Origin of the sequence: Chthonobacter albigriseus (assembly GCF_013839445.1) — a bacterium.
Taxonomy (GTDB): Bacteria; Pseudomonadota; Alphaproteobacteria; order Rhizobiales; family Pleomorphomonadaceae; genus Chthonobacter; species Chthonobacter albigriseus.
Map to the genome: position 1 here is coordinate 56778 of NZ_JACDIT010000013.1, position 17965 is coordinate 74742.

The following is a 17965-nucleotide window of genomic DNA, read 5'->3' on the forward strand; positions in this document are numbered from 1 at the left end:
ATGACCACGATCAAGATTCTGCGGGCGCTCGTCTTCACCGCCACCCTGTGCGCCATCCCCGCCAACGCTGCGCAAAAGCCCGCGCTTTGCGAAGCCCCGGAAGGTGCGACCGTGGAGGTTGTCGACCTGGTTGCCGCCCGATGTGCCGAGGCGCTTGACAAGGCGCCGAAGGGCGTCGAGCGGGCCGGCATCGCCATCGCGCTCTCGCGCCTCTACTTCCGCAACGGCCACGTCGACAAGACGGCGAGCGTGCTGCGCAACGCCGTCGTGAACGCACCCGACGACCCGGAGCTCCTGCGCGAGGCCGCCCTGTTCGAGAGTGGCAACGGCGACAAGAGAAAGGCCCGGCTCTGGTTCTCGCGCCTCATCGAGCTCCACCCGGACGACGCTGGGCTACTCGCCATGGCCGGCGACAACGAGTGGCGCCTCAACGCCTTGACGCAAGCCATGGGCTACTACGACAAGGCGCTCCGCATCGACCCCACCCACATGCCCGGCCTGCGGTCCCGCCAGCAGCTTGCCACCAAGCTCGGCCGCTATGACGCGGCGCTCGCCGATCTCGACACGCTGATCGCTCTCGACCCCGACAACGCCCTCCACCTCGTCGATCGCGCCGGCGTTCTTCTGGCCAAGGGCGATCCGGATGGTGCATTGGCTCAGATCGAGACCGCCCGCCAGCGCTTCCCGCAGGTCGAACCCTGGACCCTGCCGGTCCTCATCCGCATCCAGCTCGCGCGGGGCGACAGCGCCGCCGCCGTTGGCGGATGAATTCGCATCGCTGCTGGAGGGGGGCAACGGCGACAGAGCACCGGCGGCTGGGCGCTTCTTCGACGAAGTCTTCCGGATTGCCCGCAACATCCGCACTCGTAACGACATCCTCCGCCTGCAGGTTTTCCTGCGGAATCGCGGCTTCGAGTCTGTCGTGATCACCGGCCGCCTGGACGGTCCCACCCGGACCGCGACCGAGCGGTGCTCCACCGACGACCCCTGCGCGGCCGAGTTCATCACCTTCGTTCCCTGCCCTACCCAGTGCGAGACCCCGGTCGAGCGCAAACCTGTCGAATCGGTCGCGAGACGAAGCTGAACCGGGCGAGGATGTCACGGAAAGAAACTGGTGGGCCCACCAGGACTCGAACCTGGAACCAGACCGTTATGAGCGGTCGGCTCTAACCATTGAGCTATAGGCCCACGCGCCGTTCGAACCGGCGGACGAAGAGGTATATCCGACCGGTGTTCGGACGCAAGGTGGCGGAGCGGTGATCCCACACCTCTGCGGGCAAGCGTGCAACCGGTGCAGGCATCGCGTCATCGCGAAACGGCCCCAATCCGATGCGACCGAAGATGCGGGAAACCACCTCTCGCACGAGAACGCGCTCATGATCCGTCTGTCCACCATTGCCCTTGCCGCCGCGCTCATGGCAGCGCCGCTTCCCGCGCTCGCGAGCGAGGTCGCGGCACCGCCCTCCCTTTCGCTATCAGCGGACGGGATCGTCAGCGCTACGCCGGACACCGCCATCGTCACCACCGGCGTGGTCACGGAAGCGGAAACCGCCGGCGCGGCGCTCACAGGAAACAACGCTGCGATGCGCCAGTTGATCGACGCGGTGACGGGTGCCGGCGTGGAGAAGAAGGACGTCGCCACATCCGGCTTCTCGATCGAGCCCGTGATGGTCTACCCGCAGCCGAAGGCCGACGGCACCCAGGACCCGCCGCGCATCACCGGCTACCGGGTGGCCAACCAGGTCACCGTGAAGATCCGCAAGATCGAAGCTGCTGGCGACCTGCTCGACAAGGTGGTCCGGGCTGGTGCCAACCAGGTGCAGGGCGTTTCCTTCACCGTGGAGGACAGCGCCGCCCTGCTCGACCGGGCGCGCGCCGAGGCGATGCGGAAAGCGCGCGCCAAGGCCGAGGTCTACGCCGCCGCGGGCGGCTTCAAGCTGGGTCGCATCCTCTCGATCTCGGAAGCAACCGGCTTCATGCCGCCGCCCGCGCCCTACGCCCGGATGGCGATGGCGGAAGTAGCGCCGGCCGACAAGGTGCCGGTTGCGCTCGGCGAGCAGCAACTGCAGGTCACGGTCTCCGCCACCTGGGAAATCCAGGAGGCCCGCTGAACCGTCCCCGCTATCCTTTCCGGCTGCCGCTATCGCCGCGGCGGCCGGTCCGGTAACCTTGTACGATGCGTTTCCCCCCGTCCCTGCTCGACGACATCCGCAACCGCCTTCCGATCTCGCAGGTGGTGGCCCGTCGCGTGACCTGGGACCGCCGCAAGAGCCAACCCGCGCGGGGGGATTTCTGGGCCTGCTGCCCCTTCCATAAGGAGAAGTCGCCGTCCTTCCACTGCGACGACCGGCGCGGCATCTACCACTGCTTCGGCTGCGGCGCGTCCGGCGACCATTTCAAGTTCGTCACCGAGACGGAGGGCCTGTCGTTTCCCGAAGCCGTGGAGCGGCTGGCGGAGGAAGCCGGCGTCGCGCTGCCGACGCCCGACCCGCGCGAGCGGGAACGTCAGGCCGTCCGCGTCGACCTCGCCGGCGCCACCGAGATCGCCGCCGCCTTCTTCGAGCAGAGGCTGAGGGCGCCGGAAGGCAAGCGGGCAAGGGACTATCTCACCCGCCGCAGTTTCTCCCCGAAGACCGTGGCCGACTTCCGCATGGGCTGGGCCCCTGACGAGCGGGACGCCCTGAAGAAGCACCTGGCCCAGAACGCTGTGCCGGAGGACACGGCGATCGCCGCGGGCCTGCTGATCAAGCCGGAGGACGGCCGGCCCTCCTATGATCGGTTCCGCGGCCGGGTGATGATCCCGATCCAGGACAACCGCGGCCGTGTCGTCGCCTTCGGCGGCCGGACGCTGGACCCGGACGGCCAGCCCAAGTACCTCAACTCGCCGGAAACGCCGCTCTTCCACAAGGGCACGATGCTTTTCAACGTGCATCGGGCCAGAGAGGCGGCCCACAAGGCCGGCTCGATCATCGTCACCGAGGGCTATCTGGACGCCATCGCCGTTCATCAGGCGGGAATTCGGAATGTCGTGGCGACGCTCGGAACAGCCTTTACCGAAGACCAGATCGTCCGCCTCTGGCGTTTCGCCCCCGAACCCGTGATCTGCTTCGACGGCGACAAGGCCGGTGTCACCGCCGCCCACCGCGCCATCGATCGCATCCTGCCGGTCCTGAAATCCGGCCAGTCCTTCAATTTCTGCTTCCTTCCCGACGGCAAGGACCCCGACGAACTCGTCCGCTCCGGCGGCGCCGAGGCCTTTCTGGGCGAGATCGGCAAGGCCCGCCCACTCTCCGAGGTTCTCTGGGACCGAGAGGTGGCCGCCGCCCGCATCGACACGCCCGAACGCAAGGCCGCCCTGGAAGCGCGGATCGACGAGCTGATCCGCCAAATCCGGGACGACCGGGTCGCCCGGCGTTATCGCCTCGCGCTCCGGGTGAAGTTGTCCGAGCTCTTCTGGGCCCATGATCGGCAGGGCCGCGGCGACGGACGGGGCCCCTCCGCCACGGCGCCGGCGCTGGTCGACCTCCGTCCGGCGAACGATCCGGAACTGGCGACGATCGAGCGTGTCCTGCTCGGCCTTTGCGTGGAGTACCCCGACCTCTACGAGGCCCACATCGAGCGCCTCGCCACCACCGAATTCCGCGTCAAGGCGCTGGAGGACTTCAAGCGCGCGCTCTATCGCATCGCCGTCGACCTGGATGCCGCGTCCGTGTCGAGCTTCTACGACGGCCTGGACGGACGCTTCTACTTCGTCCTCAACGAAGTGCACGGCGACGAGGTGAAGAGCGACACCGGCCAGATCGTCCAGGTGCGCGGGCATCGTCTGCGCGAGCGGTTGCCGATCCTGCGCTTCCACCCCAGCCAGGCCTTCGTGGAGGTCTGCTTCGAACTGCTGCTGGAACGACTGTTCCTGCGCACCCTTGCGGCCGACATCGAACACGACATGGAAGCGGTCGGCGCGGAGACCGGCGAAGAAGCGATGGCCAGGATCTTCGAGCTATCGCGAGAGCTGAACCGGAGGCGCGAGGAGTTGGCCCGGCGCGAACAGGAACTCGCCGAGGAAGCCAAGGCGATCCGCAGCGCCACCGGCGGAGCGGCGGTCGCCGGTCCCGCCCTCTGGAAATAGCGGCAGCACCGCCCCATCTGAACCGAGTGGGATCGGGAACGAGGGACGAACCGTTGGACCGCTGGACGATCCCGCTGATTCGGCCCTTCTGTTGCGAATCACTCTTGCGCAATCCCGCGCGCCCGCTACATAGACGAGTTCCGACGCGGCAGTTTCTGCCGGAACGGCCGCAATCGCGCGCGCAAAGTTCCAGCGGCGCAAGACGGGTTCGAGGGTGTTTCTGAAGCTGGCGAACGCCCGGGGGGGCCGAACGCGACCCTTGCAGGGTTAAGCGCGGTTTAAGGGCTTGGCCGCTATCCAGGGATGACGGTTGGCGAGTTCCGACGTGACGTGATGCTCCCGGATGGAGCAGGTCTGGTCGGGCCTATCCGGTGTCCCGGCGGTACGACGGACGATTTTTCCCGCATCCGGCCAGAACGGCCGGTTGTCGGTTTGCGGAGACGGATATGGCGACGAAAGCGACAGAATCGGAAGAGGCGCAGGAAACCGGCACCGAGAGCCAGGACAGTCCGCTTCTCGACCTGTCCGATGCCGCCGTCAAGCGCATGATCAAGCTCGCCAAGAAGCGCGGCTATGTCACCTACGATCAGCTGAACGAGGTGCTTCCCTCCGAGGAGGTCACGTCGGAGCAGATCGAGGACACCATGGCGATGCTCTCCGACATGGGCATCAACGTGGTCGACAGCGAGGAGGCCGAGGAGGCCGGCGAAGGAAGCGAGGGCGGCGAGGAGGAAAGCAGCGAGCTGACCGAATCGACCGGCACCGCGGTCGCCCGGACCACCACCGCCCGCGAGCCCGCCGACCGCACCGACGACCCGGTCCGCATGTATCTGCGCGAGATGGGCTCGGTCGAACTTCTTTCCCGCGAGGGCGAGATCGCCATCGCCAAGCGCATCGAGGCCGGCCGCGAGGCCATGATCGCAGGCCTCTGCGAAAGCCCGCTGACCTTCCAGGCGATCATCGTCTGGCGTGACGAACTGAACGAGGGGAAGATCCTTCTCCGCGACATCATCGACCTGGAGGCCACCTACGCCGGTCCCGACGGACGCGGCGCGCCCGTCGTGCCGGGCCTGGGCGAAGCCGCCGAGGACGAATTGGCCGAGCGTCCCGCACCGCGTCCCGAAGGCGAGGAAGGCGAAGGCATCCCCGAGCCGGAACTGTCCGACGAGGACGACATGGAGAACAACATCTCCCTGTCGGCCATGGAGGCCGAGCTGAAGCCTAAGGTGCTGGAAACCTTCGACCGCATCGCCGAGAACTACAAGAAGCTCCGCCGCCTGCAGGACCAGCACGTCGAGAACCGGTTGAAGAACCAGAACCTCTCGCCGAGCCAGGAGCGCCGCTACAAGAAACTGGAGGAGGAGATCCAGGAGGACGTGAAGTCCCTCTCGCTCAACTCCGCCCGCATCGAAAGCCTCGTCGAGCAGCTCTACGACATCAACAAGAAGCTGATGAGCCTGGAAGGCAAGCTTCTGCGCCTCGCCGAATCCTACGGCGTCACGCGCGAGGACTTCCTGCGCCAGTACCAGGGCTCCGAGCTCGATCCGAACTGGATCCGCCGCGTCGCGTCCCTCGCCTCGCGCGGCTGGAAGGACTTCGTCGCCCGCGAGAAGGAGGAGATCCGCGAGCTCCGCCAGACCATCCAGAACCTCGCCACCGAGACCGGCCTGGAGATCACCGAGTTCCGCAAGATCGTCCATCTCGTCCAGAAGGGCGAGAAGGAGGCTCGCATCGCCAAGAAGGAGATGGTGGAGGCCAACCTGCGCCTCGTCATCTCCATCGCCAAGAAGTACACCAACCGCGGCTTGCAGTTCCTGGACCTGATCCAGGAGGGCAACATCGGCCTGATGAAGGCCGTCGACAAGTTCGAGTACCGGCGCGGCTACAAGTTCTCCACCTACGCCACGTGGTGGATCCGGCAGGCGATCACCCGCTCGATCGCCGACCAGGCCCGCACCATCCGCATCCCGGTGCACATGATCGAGACGATCAACAAGATCGTCCGCACATCGCGCCAGATGCTGCACGAGATCGGCCGCGAGCCGACGCCGGAGGAGCTGGCGGAGAAGCTGGCGATGCCGCTCGAAAAGGTGCGCAAGGTCCTCAAGATCGCCAAGGAGCCGATCTCCCTGGAAACGCCGATCGGCGACGAGGAGGACAGCCATCTCGGCGACTTCATCGAGGACAAGAACGCGATCCTCCCGATCGACGCGGCGATCCAGTCGAACCTGCGCGAGACCACGACGCGCGTGCTCGCCTCGCTCACCCCGCGCGAGGAGCGCGTGCTGCGCATGCGCTTCGGCATCGGCATGAACACCGACCACACCCTGGAAGAGGTCGGCCAGCAGTTCTCCGTCACGCGCGAGCGCATTCGCCAGATCGAGGCCAAGGCGCTCCGCAAGCTCAAGCACCCGAGCCGCAGCCGCAAGCTGCGCTCCTTCCTCGATAACTGAGGCGGGCGCGATGTCCTTCCTGAGAAAGCTGTTCGGCGGTGGAGGCGGCGGCGACAAGCCGGCCGCCGCCGCCGGCCCGACCCAGGACCACAAGGGCTTCGTCATTCGCGCCACTCCGGTCTCCGAAGGCGGCCAGTACCGCGTCTGCGGCGTGATCACCAGGGATGTCGACGGCGCGGCTCGCGAATACACCTTCCACCGCGCCGACAAGATGGCGTCCAAGGATGAGGCGATCGACCTCACCTTCCAGAAGGGCCGCCTCATCATCGACGAACAGGGCGATCGCATCTTCGGCTGAGCCGGGTCGCCTGTTCACCTTCATGTCGCACGCGCTCTCCGCGCGGCCGGCTTTCCGCCCGTCGCAACGCGATGCTATCGTCGCCAAAAAGGCGCCCCATGGTTGCGGCGCAGGGAGACAGCGCCGGGCCATGACGACGAGCGAAAACGAACAGCCGCGCGGGGAATTAACCGTCCGCACCATCGCCATGCCCGCCGACACCAACGCCAACGGCGACATCTTCGGTGGCTGGGTGATGAGCCAGATGGACCAGGCCGGCGGTATCGCGGGCGTCGAGCGCGCCCGCGGCCGGGTCGTCACCGTTGCCGTCGACGGCATGATCTTCCTGCGGCCGGTGAAGGTGGGTGACGTTCTCTGCGTCTACACCAAGGTGGAAAGCGTAGGCCGGACCTCCATGAAGATCCACATCGAGGCTTGGGCCCGTCGTTTCAGGTCGGATTTTCGGGAGAAGGTCACCGACGCCACCTTCACCTTCGTCGCTATCGACGACGATGGCCGGCCGAGGCCGGTGCCTCCCCTGGAAAGCCTCTCCGCCCACCTGCCCGACTGATGGGAAATCAGTGATCCGTTAAGTCTGCTTGCTGGAAACAGCGGATGGCTGTAAGCGCATCGACAATTGTTTGACCAATTCCGTGCAGAGTGAAGCGACGCGCAGACTGTCGCGTCTATCTCGCCGGAGTTTTTCATGGTCAGGTTCGCTATCCTTTCCGCTGCTTGCCTTTCTGCACTTGTCGTTGCCGGTCCGGCTCACGCCGAAGATCTTGTCTTCCTGCTGGACAACCAGACTTCTGGCGGTGTCCGCGAGTTCTACACGTCGCCCGTGGACGTCAACAACTGGGAAGCCGACGTCCTTGGTGTCGATGTCCTGGCGGCCGGCGAGTCCGTTCGCGTCACCATCGCGGACGGTCGTTCCCAGTGCGAGTACGACATGAAGTTCATCTATGAGGACGGCACCGAGCAGGTGCAGCCCGGCGTGAACCTCTGCGAGACCGGGTCCTATACCCTCACCGAGTGAGATCCCGAGACGAACGAACATCTGGAGCGCGCAGCCGGCATGAAGCCGCTGCGCGCTTCGTGTTTTTTCGCGCTCGACAGATCGGCCCGGGTGCAAGACGCTGTCTCCTCCGGTGGAGAGGAGCCGTCCCATGACCGTCGAAGCGACCAGATCCCTGATCGAACGCTATTTCCAGGCGTTCAACGACCGCTCCATCCAGGGCATGCTCGACTGCATGTCCGAGGATATGGTCCACGACGTCAACCAGGGCGGCCGCCGGATCGGCAAGGAGCAGTTCAAGACGTTTCTGATCCACATGGCCCGCTGCTACGACGAGGAACTCGCAGACATCGTCATCATGACGACGGACGACGCGAATCGGGCGGCAGCCGAGTTCACCGTCCACGGCACCTACCGGGAAACCGATGACGACCTGCCACCGGCACGCGGACAGAGCTACACGATCTCGGCCGGCACGTTCTTCGAGGTCGACGATGGCCTGATCACGAGGGTTACCACCTACTACAATCTCGAGGAATGGATTGCCAAAGTGAGCACCTGACCACCCGGTACAGCGGAACACCGCGACGGGTCGGCGGTTGCGTGTCGCGGAGATTCTGTCCGACGAGGTCCGGACGATCGCCGTCAGGGGATGAGCATGATGCGGCAGTTCAGGATCGCGACGGCACAGTATCCGATCGATGCGCTCGATGACCTCGACGCCTACGAAGCCAAGATCGCCGACTGGGTGGATCGTGCGGCGGGGCAAGGCGCAAAGCTCCTTGTCTTCCCCGAGTACGGCTCGATGGAACTTACCCACCTCTCCGGCGCCGGAGCACGCGACCTGCGCCGGTCGATCGAGGCGCTGGATCGCCTGATCCCGGAGATCGATTCGCTGCACCAGTCGCTCGCACGCCGGCACGACGTCCATATCCTGGCGGCGAGCGCGCCCGTCCAGGGCGGCGACGGCGTCTTCCGCAACGTGGCTCGCCTGTTCGCCCCCTGCGGGGCCGTGGGCCGCCAGGAGAAGATCGTGCCGACGCCCTTCGAGCGCGATCCGTGGGGCATCCTCGGCGGCGGTCCGATCACCGTGTTCCGGACCAGGATCGGAATGATCGGCATCTGTATCTGCTACGACGCCGAGTTTCCGCTCATCGCCCGCGCCCAGGCCGAAGCCGGGGCCGAGATCATCCTGGTCCCCTCCTGCACGGAAACGGTCCGCGGCTACTGGCGCGTCCGCAACGGCGCGGTCGCCCGCGCCCTGGAGAACCAGTGCTACGCGGTTCATTCTCCCACCATCGGCCGGGCACCCTGGTCGGCGGCCGTCGAGGAGAACCACGGCGCGGCCGGCGTCTACGGCCCGCCCGATCTCGGATTTCCGGAGAACGGGATCGTCGCCCTCGGCGTTATGGACGAACCCGGATGGGTGACGGCTGAGATCGATCTGGACCTGGTGGCGGCGGTCCGAACGCAAGGCGCGGTGCGGAACTTCCAGCACTGGCCGGAACAGGGCGTCGTCACGGCGCCGATGGCCGAAGTGGTGGATCTCACCGGCCGGGATGGCTGACCGGTTGGACGCGCGGGTGTGGACAAGACGGCCGCGAGACGCCACCAACAGCGCTAAGCCCATGTTTCGGCTTCACTTTAGCTCGACCCGCCACGCGGTTGACGCTGCCGGCCGCTTCCCCTAAGGTCGCGGCCCGCGACGAACCGCCGGTCCGCCGCGCGCGCTGCCGCACCCCTGCGGTCGGTTTGCGCTTCGCTGAAGGCCCGGCAGACGGCCGCGCCATTGTGTTGCTTCTGACTGCCTCCCGAACCGCACACCCCGCCGGAACGCCGGACCGGGGGTTCGCGCACGACGGCCCGGCAGCCGGAACCGGATCCCCGAGGACCCTATGACCGACGCTTCCGAAGCCTGGGCCGAACCAACCCCGACCGCCGTCCTGGTGCTCGCTGATGGCACCGTGATCGAAGGCTTTGGGATCGGCGCGCGAGGAAGCGCGGTCGGCGAGGTCTGCTTCAACACCGCGATGACCGGCTACGAGGAGATCCTGACCGACCCGTCCTACGCCGGACAGATCATCACCTTCACTTTCCCGCATATCGGCAATGTCGGCGTCAACGACGAGGACATCGAGACGGTCAATATGGCCGCCGCCTCCGGCGTGCGCGGCGTTGTGCTGAAGGCTGACGTGACCGACCCGTCGAACTGGCGCGCGACACGGCACTTCTCTGCTTGGCTGGCCGCACGGGGCATCGTCGGCATCTCCGGCATCGACACGCGCGCCCTCACAGCTCTCATCCGTGAGAAGGGCATGCCGAACGCCGTCATCGCGCACGACCCGGCCGGCGTCTTCGACCTTCCCGACCTCAAGCGCCAGGCTGCCGCCTGGGGCGGACTGGAGGGGCTGGACCTTGCCAAAGAGGTTTCCTCCACCCAGTCCTACGGCTGGGACGAGACCACCTGGGAATGGGGCGAGGGTTTCGGCCGCCTGACCGAGCCGAAGCACCACGTCGTTGCCATCGACTTCGGGGTGAAGCGCAACATCCTGCGCCTCCTCGCCGACCAGGGCTGCAAGGTGACGGTCCTGCCCGCCACCGCGACCGCGGAGGACGTTCTCGCCCTCGAACCGGACGGCGTGTTCCTCTCCAACGGCCCCGGCGATCCCGCAGCGACGGGGGAATACGCCGTGCCGACCATCCGCGCCGTGGTCGACAAGGGCATCCCCACCTTCGGCATCTGCCTCGGCCACCAGATGCTGGGCCTCGCCGTCGGCGCCCGCACCGTCAAGATGCACCAGGGACATCACGGTGCGAACCACCCGGTGATGGACCACACCACCGGCAAGGTCGAGATCACCTCGATGAACCACGGCTTCGCGGTCGACAGCAGCACGCTGCCGGACACGGTCGAGGAAACCCACGTTTCGCTCTTCGACGGTTCCAACTGCGGCATCCGCCTGAAATCCAAGCCGGCCTTCTCGGTCCAGTATCACCCGGAAGCCAGCCCCGGACCGCAGGACAGCCACTATCTCTTCCGTCGCTTCGTGAACCTCATCCGCGAACGGAAGGGCGAAGCGCCCGTTCCGGAGCGCACCTGAGGTTCGAACGACTCTGAACATCGAACCGGCCGGCGCAAGCCGGCCGGTTTCGTTCAATCGCCCTCGTCGGGGATGTTGAGGAGTGTCCCGCAGGCCTTGCAGTGGACCGCATCCGGTTCATGTCGCTGTAGCCCGCAAGTCGGGCATGGGAACCGAACCTTGGTCGGGCGCATCAGCACCTGCGCAAGTCTGAGGAACAACGTCACGCCGCAGATCATGATCACGACCGAGATCAATCGGCCGGAGGATCCCTCGAGCGTGATGTCGCCGAAGCCGGTCGTCGTCAGCGACGTCACCGTGAAGTAGAGCGCGTCGACGTAGTTGTTGATCTTGTCGTTCCGCAGGTGCTGGGTCTCGTAGACGATCGCCGTCATCACGAACAGGAAGACCAGCAGGTTCACCGTCGCAAGGATCGCTTCCTCGTTGCGGCGGAAGAACTTGCTGTCCTGCCGCAACCGTTGAAGGATCTGGTATGTCCGCAGCAGACGGAGCGTTCTGAGGATGCGCAGAAACGCCGCGCCTTCTCCGACGATCGGGCTGAGAAACGAAAGCACCGCTGCAAAGTCCGCCCAGGTCGCCGGGTGGGCGAAGCCACGAAGACGCTCCCGACTGATCGCAATGCGGACGGCGAAGTCGGCGGCGACGACCATCCCGATCACAACGTCGGCGACTTCCAGCCAGATCGTTCGCGTCAAGAACGACGAGACGACGATGAAGGCCACCGTCGCGAGGTCGAAGGCGAGCAACCCGTACCGGAAACGGTGCGCTTCCTGGCTGTCGCTCTCGTAGAGCTGCCGCGCGCGCGCCAGGAAGGACGTCTTGCGCGGAGGGCCGCTCGCCTCGCTGGTCATGCAGCACGTCCGGGCGCCAGTCGCAGCCGGTTGGCGAGGAACGCCGCACCTCCGATCAACAGGAGTGCGGCTGCAAGAAACGGTGCACCCGGGAAGTAAACCGGAGCATCGTCCGCGGTGAAGGCGCTGAACAGCCGTGTCATCACCAGCGGTGAGATCACCATGGTCAGGCTCTTCACGCTGGCGATGGCGCCTTGCAACTCGCCTTGCGCGTCGCTCGGCACCTGCCCCACCGCGATCGACCGGATTGACGGTTCGATCAGGCCGATGAACGCGAAGAGAGGGATGAATGCGAGCATCAACGGCCCGGTCGGCGCGAACGCGAACCCGGCAAAGCCGAGCGAGGAGAGCGTCAGCCCGAGCAGCGCCGCCTTGCGTTCGCCGAAACGCTTGACGACCGGCCCGATGACGCCGCCCATCACCAGGGCCATGGCGATGCCCACCAGCCCCAGCGAGAGGCCGATGTCGGCTTCGCTCCAGCCGAAGCGCAGCTTGGTCGAATACGTCCAGATCGCCGGATTGGCGTCATGGGCAAGCTGGTAGATCACGATGATGCCGATCAGGCCGAGCACGACCGGATAGACCCGCATCTGCTTCATGGCGCCGAAGGGATTGGCCCGCCGCCATTGGAACGCGCGACGCTTCTCCTCCGGCAGCGTCTCATCGAGGAAGAACCACCCGAAGATGAAGTTGGCGAACGACAGTGCCGCCGCCGCATAGAACGGCACCCGCGGGCCGATCTCTCCCATCAGGCCGCCGATCACCGGCCCGAACACGAACCCCACCCCGAACGCGATCCCGATGAAGCCGAAATTCCGGGCCCGGTTCTCCGGCGTCGAGAGATCGGCGATGTAGGCCCCGGCCGTCGTGTAGCTCCCTCCTGAGATGCCGGCGAGCAAACGCCCGACGAACAGCCAGCCGAGCGAAGGGGCCAACGCGCAGATCAGGTTGTCGATGCCGAAGGTCGCGACCGAGGCCAGCAGAACCGGCCTCCGGCCGAATCGATCGGAGAGGTTGCCGATCACCGGGGCGAACAGGAATTGCATCGCGGAGTAGACGAAGATCAGCCACCCCCCGTCGATGGCCGCTTCGCTCAGACCTGCCCCGGTGAGTTCCACCAGGAGCTGCGGCAGGATCGGGATCACCATGGCGATCGCGATCACATCCAGCGCTACCGTGACGTAGACGAAGAAGAGGCTCTTGGCGTTGGGCGCTTTCGACATCGATCGGTCCGGTTCGCGGGGGCGGTTCGCCGCCGGCCATCCATGCAGCCCCTTCGACCTACTGTCAAAGCCGGGACATCACAGATCCTGGTCAGAGCGACGTGGCGTCGAAGGTGTTGCAGGCATCGACCTGCCCCGACTCGAACCCTTTGCGGAACCAGCGCTTCCGCTGTTCCGACGTGCCGTGATTGAAGCTTTCCGGCACGACGTAGCCCTGGGTCCGCTTCTGGATCGCGTCGTCGCCGATCTGGGTCGCTGCGTTCATCGCCTCGTCCAGGTCTCCGATTTCCAGAAGTCCGCGGGCCTGTGCGTCATGCGCCCAGATGCCGGCGAAACAGTCAGCCTGGAGTTCGACCCGAACCGACATCTGGTTCGCCTGCCCCTCGCTCATAGTCCGGCGGAGGCGATTGAATTCGGGCAGCACGCCGATCAGGTTCTGGACATGATGGCCGACCTCGTGCGCCACCACGTAAGCCTGCGCGAAGTCGCCCGGCGCGTCGAACTTTTGCCGGAGTTCCCGATAGAAGCCGAGGTCGATGTAGACCTTCTGGTCGCCCGGGCAGTAGAACGGCCCCGACGCCGCGCTGGCAAAGCCGCAGGCCGTCTGGTCCTGTCCGCTGAACACGCGCAGCGTCGGCGCCTGATAGGTTTCGCCGCTGTCGCCGAAGCGCTGCGACCAGGTGTCCTCCGTCTCGGCGAGCACGGTGCGCACGAAGCCGACGAGGTCGTCGTCCTCCGCCGATTGTGCCGGGGGCCTCGCCTGGTCGAAGGACATGGTCGAGCCGCCGGTTGAGCCGTCGAGCCCGCCCCCGGTGAGAACCGTCAGCGGATTGATGCCGAGCAGCCAGAGCACGATCATCACGATCACGATCATGCCGATCGACGGAGCGCCAGCGCGCCGGACGCCGCCGCCCCCCAACCCGCCGGGCAGCCTGAAGCCGCCACCCGACCGGCCGAAACCGCCATCCGGCCCGCCGCCTCCGGTGCCGCGCGCATCCTCGAAATTGTCGCTCTGACGGCGGCCTCTCCAGCGCATTCCCAATTCCTCCCGAGACGTTGTTTCAACACTGAAGCCGATTGTGCGGTCCTGCAAGCCGCCTGCCAGGCTTGACCTTGCCGTCATCAACGGCCGACGGGGTCTGGAGGATCCCTCCCCGCCACCAGCCCGGACGAAGAAACCTCTGCAGGCGGGAAAACCATGCAGGCCCGGCTGGCCGAGGGTTCCCGCCGCGATCGTTTTCCTCTATAAGCCGCCCGGCTCTCATCAAAAGCCCAATTTCAAGCACCCGGACAATCAGTCCTCCGACGGGATGGACCGGCGATCCGGGTCGACGACCGACGAGAAGGCCCGTTGTTCGGCGCAGCCGGAGACGGCGGCCTCGATTGAACGCGAGCGAACGATGCCCAGACGCACCGACATCAACACCATCCTGATCATCGGTGCCGGCCCAATCGTGATTGGACAGGCCTGCGAGTTCGACTATTCCGGCACCCAGGCTTGCAAGGCCTTGAAAGCCGAGGGCTACCGGATCGTCCTGGTCAATTCGAACCCGGCGACGATCATGACCGACCCGGAACTGGCCGACGCTACCTACATCGAGCCGATCACGCCGGAGATCGTCGCCAAGATCATCGAAAAGGAGCGCGCCGAGCGCCCGAACGACAAGCTTGTGCTGCTGCCCACCATGGGCGGCCAGACGGCGCTCAACACCGCGCTTTCGCTGAAGAAGATGGGCGTGCTCGACGAGCATGGCGTCGAGATGATCGGGGCAGACGCCGAGGCGATCGACAAGGCCGAGGACCGCGAGCTGTTCCGCGAGGCGATGGCCAAGATCGGCCTCGCCACGCCCCGCGCCGCCTTCGTCAACACCTCCGATCTGAAAGCCAAGTTCCGGGCCGAGCACGCCCGGCGCGTGGCCGCGGTCAAGGAGAAGTTCCCGGCCGGCGACGAACGCCAGAAGGCCCTCGCGGCCTTCGAGAACGAGTGGATGCTCGGCGAGCGCGCCCGGCGCGAGGAGCAGGTTCTGACCGCCCAGCTCCAGGCGCTGGAGGCCCAGAAGGTCACCGGCCTGCCCGCCATCGTGCGCCCGTCCTTCACCTTGGGCGGCACCGGCGGTGGCATCGCCTACACGCTCGAGGAACTCTACGAACTCGTCCTTTCCGGCATCGACGCCTCGCCGACCTCCGAGGTCCTGGTCGAGGAGAGCGTGCTCGGCTGGAAGGAGTTCGAGATGGAGGTCGTCCGCGATCGCGACGACAACTGCATCATCGTCTGCTCCATCGAGAACCTCGACCCGATGGGCGTCCACACCGGCGACTCGATCACCGTCGCGCCGGCGCTGACGCTGACCGACAAGGAATACCAGATCATGCGCGACGCCTCGCTGGCGGTGCTGCGCGAGATCGGCGTCGAGACCGGCGGCTCCAACGTCCAGTTCGCCGTCAACCCGGCGGATGGCCGCCTCGTCGTCATCGAGATGAACCCGCGTGTGTCGCGCTCCTCCGCGCTCGCCTCGAAGGCGACCGGCTTCCCGATCGCCAAGGTCGCCGCGCGGCTGGCCGTCGGCTACACCCTCGACGAACTCGCCAACGACATCACCGGCGGCGCGACCCCGGCCGCCTTCGAGCCGACCATCGACTACGTCGTCACCAAGATCCCCCGCTTCGCCTTCGAGAAGTTCCCAGGCGCCGAGCCGACGCTCACCACCGCCATGAAGTCCGTCGGCGAGGTTATGGCGATCGGCAGGACCTTCCAGGAATCCATGCAGAAGGCGTTGCGCGGCCTCGAGACCGGGCTTACCGGCCTCAACGAGATCGAGGTGCCCGGCCTCGGCCAGGGCGACGACAAGAACGCCATCCGCGCGGCGCTCGGAACGCCCACGCCGGACCGTCTGCGCCATGTCGCCCAGGCCATGCGCCTTGGCTTCAGCGTTGCCGACGTCCACGCCCTCTCCAAGATCGACCCCTGGTTCCTCGAGCAGATCCATGGTGTCGTGGAGATGGAGGCCAAAATCCGTCGACACGGCCTGCCCCCCACCGTCGGCCAGTTCCGCCGGCTGAAGGCGATGGGCTTCTCCGATGCCCGCCTGGCCGAGCTCGCGGGCTTGTCCGAGGCCGAGGTTTCGGCACGGCGCGCCAAGCTCGACGTCCACCCGGTCTACAAGCGCATCGACACCTGCGCAGCCGAGTTCGCCTCGCCCACCGCCTACATGTACTCCACCTACGAAACGCCCTTCGTCGGCAAGCCGTCGGACGAGGCCTTCCCGTCCGACAAGAAGAAGGTCGTCATCCTCGGCGGCGGACCGAACCGGATCGGCCAGGGAATCGAGTTCGACTACTGCTGCTGCCACGCCTGCTTCGCCCTCAGCGACGCCGGCTACGAGACCATCATGGTCAACTGCAACCCGGAGACCGTGTCGACCGATTACGACACCTCCGATCGCCTCTACTTCGAGCCGCTGACCGCAGAGGACGTGCTGGAGATCCTGCGCGTGGAGCAGCAGAACGGCACGCTCCACGGCGTCATCGTCCAGTTCGGCGGCCAGACACCCTTGAAGCTCGCAGACGCATTGGAGAAGGCGGGAATCCCGATCCTCGGCACCTCCCCCGACGCCATCGACCTCGCCGAGGACCGCGACCGCTTCAAGCGCCTCCTCGACAAGCTCGGGCTGAAGCAGCCGAAGAACGGCATCGCCTATTCGATCGAGCAGAGCCGCATCGTCGCCGGCGAACTCGGCTTCCCGCTCGTCGTGCGCCCGTCCTACGTGCTCGGCGGCCGCGCCATGCAGATCATCCGCGACGAGGAAGGTTTCGACGCCTACCTTCTCGGCACGCTCCCGGCCCTCGTCCCTGCCGACGTGAAGGCGAAGTACCCGAACGACAAGACCGGGCAGATCAACATGGTGCTCGGCAAGAGCCCGCTGCTGTTCGACCGCTACCTTTCGGATGCCATCGAGGTGGACGTCGACGCCCTCTGCGACGGCAAGGACGTGTTCATCGCCGGCGTCATGGAGCACATCGAGGAAGCCGGCATCCACTCCGGCGACAGCGCCTGCACCTTGCCCACCTACTCGCTCTCCGACGAGATCGTCGCCGAGCTGAAGCGTCAGACGAAAGCCATGGCGCTCGCCCTAGAGGTCGGCGGCCTGATGAACGTCCAGTACGCCATCAAGGACGGAGAGATCTTCGTCCTCGAGGTGAACCCGCGCGCCTCCCGCACGGTCCCCTTCGTCGCCAAGACGATCGGCATGCCCATCGCCAAGATTGCCTCGCGCATCATGGCCGGCGAGTCCCTCGCCTCCTTCGCCCTGAAGGACAAGAAGCACCGGCACATCGCGGTGAAGGAAGCCGTCTTCCCCTTCGCTCGCTTCCCGGGCGTCGACACGCTGCTCGGCCCTGAGATGCGCTCAACCGGCGAGGTGATGGGCCTCGACTACAACTTCGCGGACGCTTTCGCCAAGTCGCAGCTCGGCTCCGGCACGCGCGTCCCGACTGGCGGCACCCTGTTCGTTTCGGTCAAGGACAGCGACAAGGTGCGCATCCTCGACGCCATCCGACGGCTCGTCGGCGTCGGCTTCAAGGTGCTCGCCACCTCCGGGACCCAGCGGTACCTGGAGGAGAACGGCATCCCGACAGGCAAGATCAACAAGGTTCTGGAAGGGCGGCCGCACATCGTCGATGCGATCAAGAACGGCGAAGTCCAGTTGGTCTTCAATACGACGGAGGGCGCCAAGGCCCATTCCGACAGCCGTTCCCTTCGTCGCGCTGCCCTCTTGCAGAAAGTCCCGTATTATACGACCCTTGCAGGCGCCGTTGCTGCGGCTCGCGGGATCGAGGCATGGTCCACGGGTGTGACCGAAGTCCGTCCCCTCCAAGCCTACTTCGAAGCGGCGGAATAAGCGGGGTCCGTGCGGGCGGCT

Annotated in this window: 15 protein-coding genes and 1 tRNA gene; 12 read left to right on the plus strand and 4 right to left on the minus strand. The window is 66.2% G+C overall.

Going from position 1 to position 17965, the window contains the following annotated elements:
• The gene (locus tag HZ321_RS21135; RefSeq protein WP_181704400.1) at positions 1 to 768 is read left to right on the plus strand and encodes a tetratricopeptide repeat protein; all 768 of its coding nucleotides are present in this window, start codon (positions 1 to 3) and stop codon (positions 766 to 768) included.
• Positions 758 to 1084 carry a hypothetical protein gene (locus tag HZ321_RS21140; RefSeq protein ID WP_181704401.1) on the plus strand — a complete coding sequence of 109 codons (327 nt, stop codon included), beginning with the start codon at positions 758 to 760 and terminating at the stop codon, positions 1082 to 1084. The genes HZ321_RS21135 and HZ321_RS21140 overlap by 11 nt, the downstream gene beginning before the upstream one ends.
• 28 nt (positions 1085 to 1112) lie before the next feature.
• Here HZ321_RS21140 and HZ321_RS21145 read toward each other — a convergent pair.
• Positions 1113 to 1188: transfer RNA gene (locus HZ321_RS21145), tRNA-Ile, on the minus strand.
• Positions 1189 to 1376: 188 nt separating this feature from the next.
• Between HZ321_RS21145 and HZ321_RS21150 the strand changes: the two genes are divergently transcribed.
• The 9 genes from HZ321_RS21150 (at position 1377) to carA (ending at position 10972) form a co-directional block, all read left to right on the plus strand.
• On the plus strand, positions 1377 to 2111 hold the full coding sequence (locus tag HZ321_RS21150) for an SIMPL domain-containing protein (protein WP_181704402.1): 735 nt from the start codon (positions 1377 to 1379) through the stop codon (positions 2109 to 2111).
• Positions 2112 to 2176: 65 nt separating this feature from the next.
• Entirely contained in the window at positions 2177 to 4126 is a 1950-nt protein-coding gene (gene dnaG / locus HZ321_RS21155; RefSeq protein ID WP_181704403.1) for a DNA primase, read from the plus strand.
• A 446-nt stretch (positions 4127 to 4572) separates the two neighbouring features.
• Positions 4573 to 6579 carry an RNA polymerase sigma factor RpoD gene (gene rpoD, locus HZ321_RS21160; RefSeq protein WP_181704404.1) on the plus strand — a complete coding sequence of 669 codons (2007 nt, stop codon included), beginning with the start codon at positions 4573 to 4575 and terminating at the stop codon, positions 6577 to 6579.
• Between the two features lie 10 nt (positions 6580 to 6589).
• Positions 6590 to 6877: an HlyU family transcriptional regulator gene (locus HZ321_RS21165; RefSeq protein ID WP_181704405.1), complete on the plus strand. Its 288-nt coding sequence runs from the start codon at positions 6590 to 6592 to the stop codon at positions 6875 to 6877.
• A gap of 130 nt (positions 6878 to 7007) precedes the next feature.
• On the plus strand, positions 7008 to 7427 hold the full coding sequence (yciA, locus tag HZ321_RS21170; protein ID WP_181704406.1) for an acyl-CoA thioester hydrolase YciA: 420 nt from the start codon (positions 7008 to 7010) through the stop codon (positions 7425 to 7427).
• A gap of 135 nt (positions 7428 to 7562) precedes the next feature.
• A complete protein-coding gene (locus tag HZ321_RS21175; RefSeq protein WP_181704407.1) occupies positions 7563 to 7892 on the plus strand; it encodes a hypothetical protein in 330 nt (109 codons plus the stop codon).
• A 130-nt stretch (positions 7893 to 8022) separates the two neighbouring features.
• Positions 8023 to 8433: a ketosteroid isomerase-related protein gene (locus HZ321_RS21180; RefSeq protein ID WP_181704408.1), complete on the plus strand. Its 411-nt coding sequence runs from the start codon at positions 8023 to 8025 to the stop codon at positions 8431 to 8433.
• Positions 8434 to 8529: 96 nt separating this feature from the next.
• Positions 8530 to 9438, plus strand: a complete 909-nt coding sequence (locus HZ321_RS21185) for a carbon-nitrogen hydrolase family protein (protein ID WP_244636091.1) — start codon at positions 8530 to 8532, stop codon at positions 9436 to 9438.
• A 328-nt stretch (positions 9439 to 9766) separates the two neighbouring features.
• Complete coding sequence (gene carA / locus HZ321_RS21190; protein ID WP_181704409.1) at positions 9767 to 10972, plus strand: glutamine-hydrolyzing carbamoyl-phosphate synthase small subunit; 1206 nt, start codon at positions 9767 to 9769, stop codon at positions 10970 to 10972.
• A 53-nt stretch (positions 10973 to 11025) separates the two neighbouring features.
• On the opposite strand, the gene HZ321_RS21195 is transcribed toward carA, so the two are convergent.
• The 3 genes from HZ321_RS21195 to ypfJ form a co-directional block, all read right to left on the minus strand.
• Positions 11026 to 11823 carry a potassium channel family protein gene (locus HZ321_RS21195; RefSeq protein ID WP_181704410.1) on the minus strand — a complete coding sequence of 266 codons (798 nt, stop codon included), beginning with the start codon at positions 11821 to 11823 and terminating at the stop codon, positions 11026 to 11028.
• Positions 11820 to 13046, minus strand: coding sequence for a TCR/Tet family MFS transporter (locus tag HZ321_RS21200; protein ID WP_181704411.1), 1227 nt, complete (start codon positions 13044 to 13046; stop codon positions 11820 to 11822). The genes HZ321_RS21195 and HZ321_RS21200 overlap by 4 nt, the downstream gene beginning before the upstream one ends.
• A gap of 91 nt (positions 13047 to 13137) precedes the next feature.
• On the minus strand, positions 13138 to 14082 hold the full coding sequence (gene ypfJ / locus HZ321_RS21205) for a KPN_02809 family neutral zinc metallopeptidase (protein WP_181704412.1): 945 nt from the start codon (positions 14080 to 14082) through the stop codon (positions 13138 to 13140).
• A gap of 364 nt (positions 14083 to 14446) precedes the next feature.
• Between ypfJ and carB the strand changes: the two genes are divergently transcribed.
• Positions 14447 to 17944, plus strand: coding sequence for a carbamoyl-phosphate synthase large subunit (carB, locus tag HZ321_RS21210; protein ID WP_181704413.1), 3498 nt, complete (start codon positions 14447 to 14449; stop codon positions 17942 to 17944).
• Positions 17945 to 17965 lie beyond the last annotated feature (21 nt).

What these genes read in the sequence shown, in the direction of transcription:
- HZ321_RS21135 (WP_181704400.1), top strand. Translation starts at nt 1, where the DNA reads ATGACCACGATCAAGATTCTGCGGGCGCTCGTCTTCACCGCCACCCTG.
- HZ321_RS21150 (WP_181704402.1), top strand. Translation starts at nt 1,377, where the DNA reads ATGATCCGTCTGTCCACCATTGCCCTTGCCGCCGCGCTCATGGCAGCG.
- dnaG (WP_181704403.1), top strand. Translation starts at nt 2,177, where the DNA reads ATGCGTTTCCCCCCGTCCCTGCTCGACGACATCCGCAACCGCCTTCCG.
- rpoD (WP_181704404.1), top strand. Translation starts at nt 4,573, where the DNA reads ATGGCGACGAAAGCGACAGAATCGGAAGAGGCGCAGGAAACCGGCACC.
- HZ321_RS21165 (WP_181704405.1), top strand. Translation starts at nt 6,590, where the DNA reads ATGTCCTTCCTGAGAAAGCTGTTCGGCGGTGGAGGCGGCGGCGACAAG.
- yciA (WP_181704406.1), top strand. Translation starts at nt 7,008, where the DNA reads ATGACGACGAGCGAAAACGAACAGCCGCGCGGGGAATTAACCGTCCGC.
- HZ321_RS21175 (WP_181704407.1), top strand. Translation starts at nt 7,563, where the DNA reads ATGGTCAGGTTCGCTATCCTTTCCGCTGCTTGCCTTTCTGCACTTGTC.
- HZ321_RS21180 (WP_181704408.1), top strand. Translation starts at nt 8,023, where the DNA reads ATGACCGTCGAAGCGACCAGATCCCTGATCGAACGCTATTTCCAGGCG.
- HZ321_RS21185 (WP_244636091.1), top strand. Translation starts at nt 8,530, where the DNA reads ATGATGCGGCAGTTCAGGATCGCGACGGCACAGTATCCGATCGATGCG.
- carA (WP_181704409.1), top strand. Translation starts at nt 9,767, where the DNA reads ATGACCGACGCTTCCGAAGCCTGGGCCGAACCAACCCCGACCGCCGTC.
- HZ321_RS21195 (WP_181704410.1), bottom strand. Translation starts at nt 11,823, where the DNA reads ATGACCAGCGAGGCGAGCGGCCCTCCGCGCAAGACGTCCTTCCTGGCG.
- HZ321_RS21200 (WP_181704411.1), bottom strand. Translation starts at nt 13,046, where the DNA reads ATGTCGAAAGCGCCCAACGCCAAGAGCCTCTTCTTCGTCTACGTCACG.
- ypfJ (WP_181704412.1), bottom strand. Translation starts at nt 14,082, where the DNA reads ATGCGCTGGAGAGGCCGCCGTCAGAGCGACAATTTCGAGGATGCGCGC.
- carB (WP_181704413.1), top strand. Translation starts at nt 14,447, where the DNA reads ATGCCCAGACGCACCGACATCAACACCATCCTGATCATCGGTGCCGGC.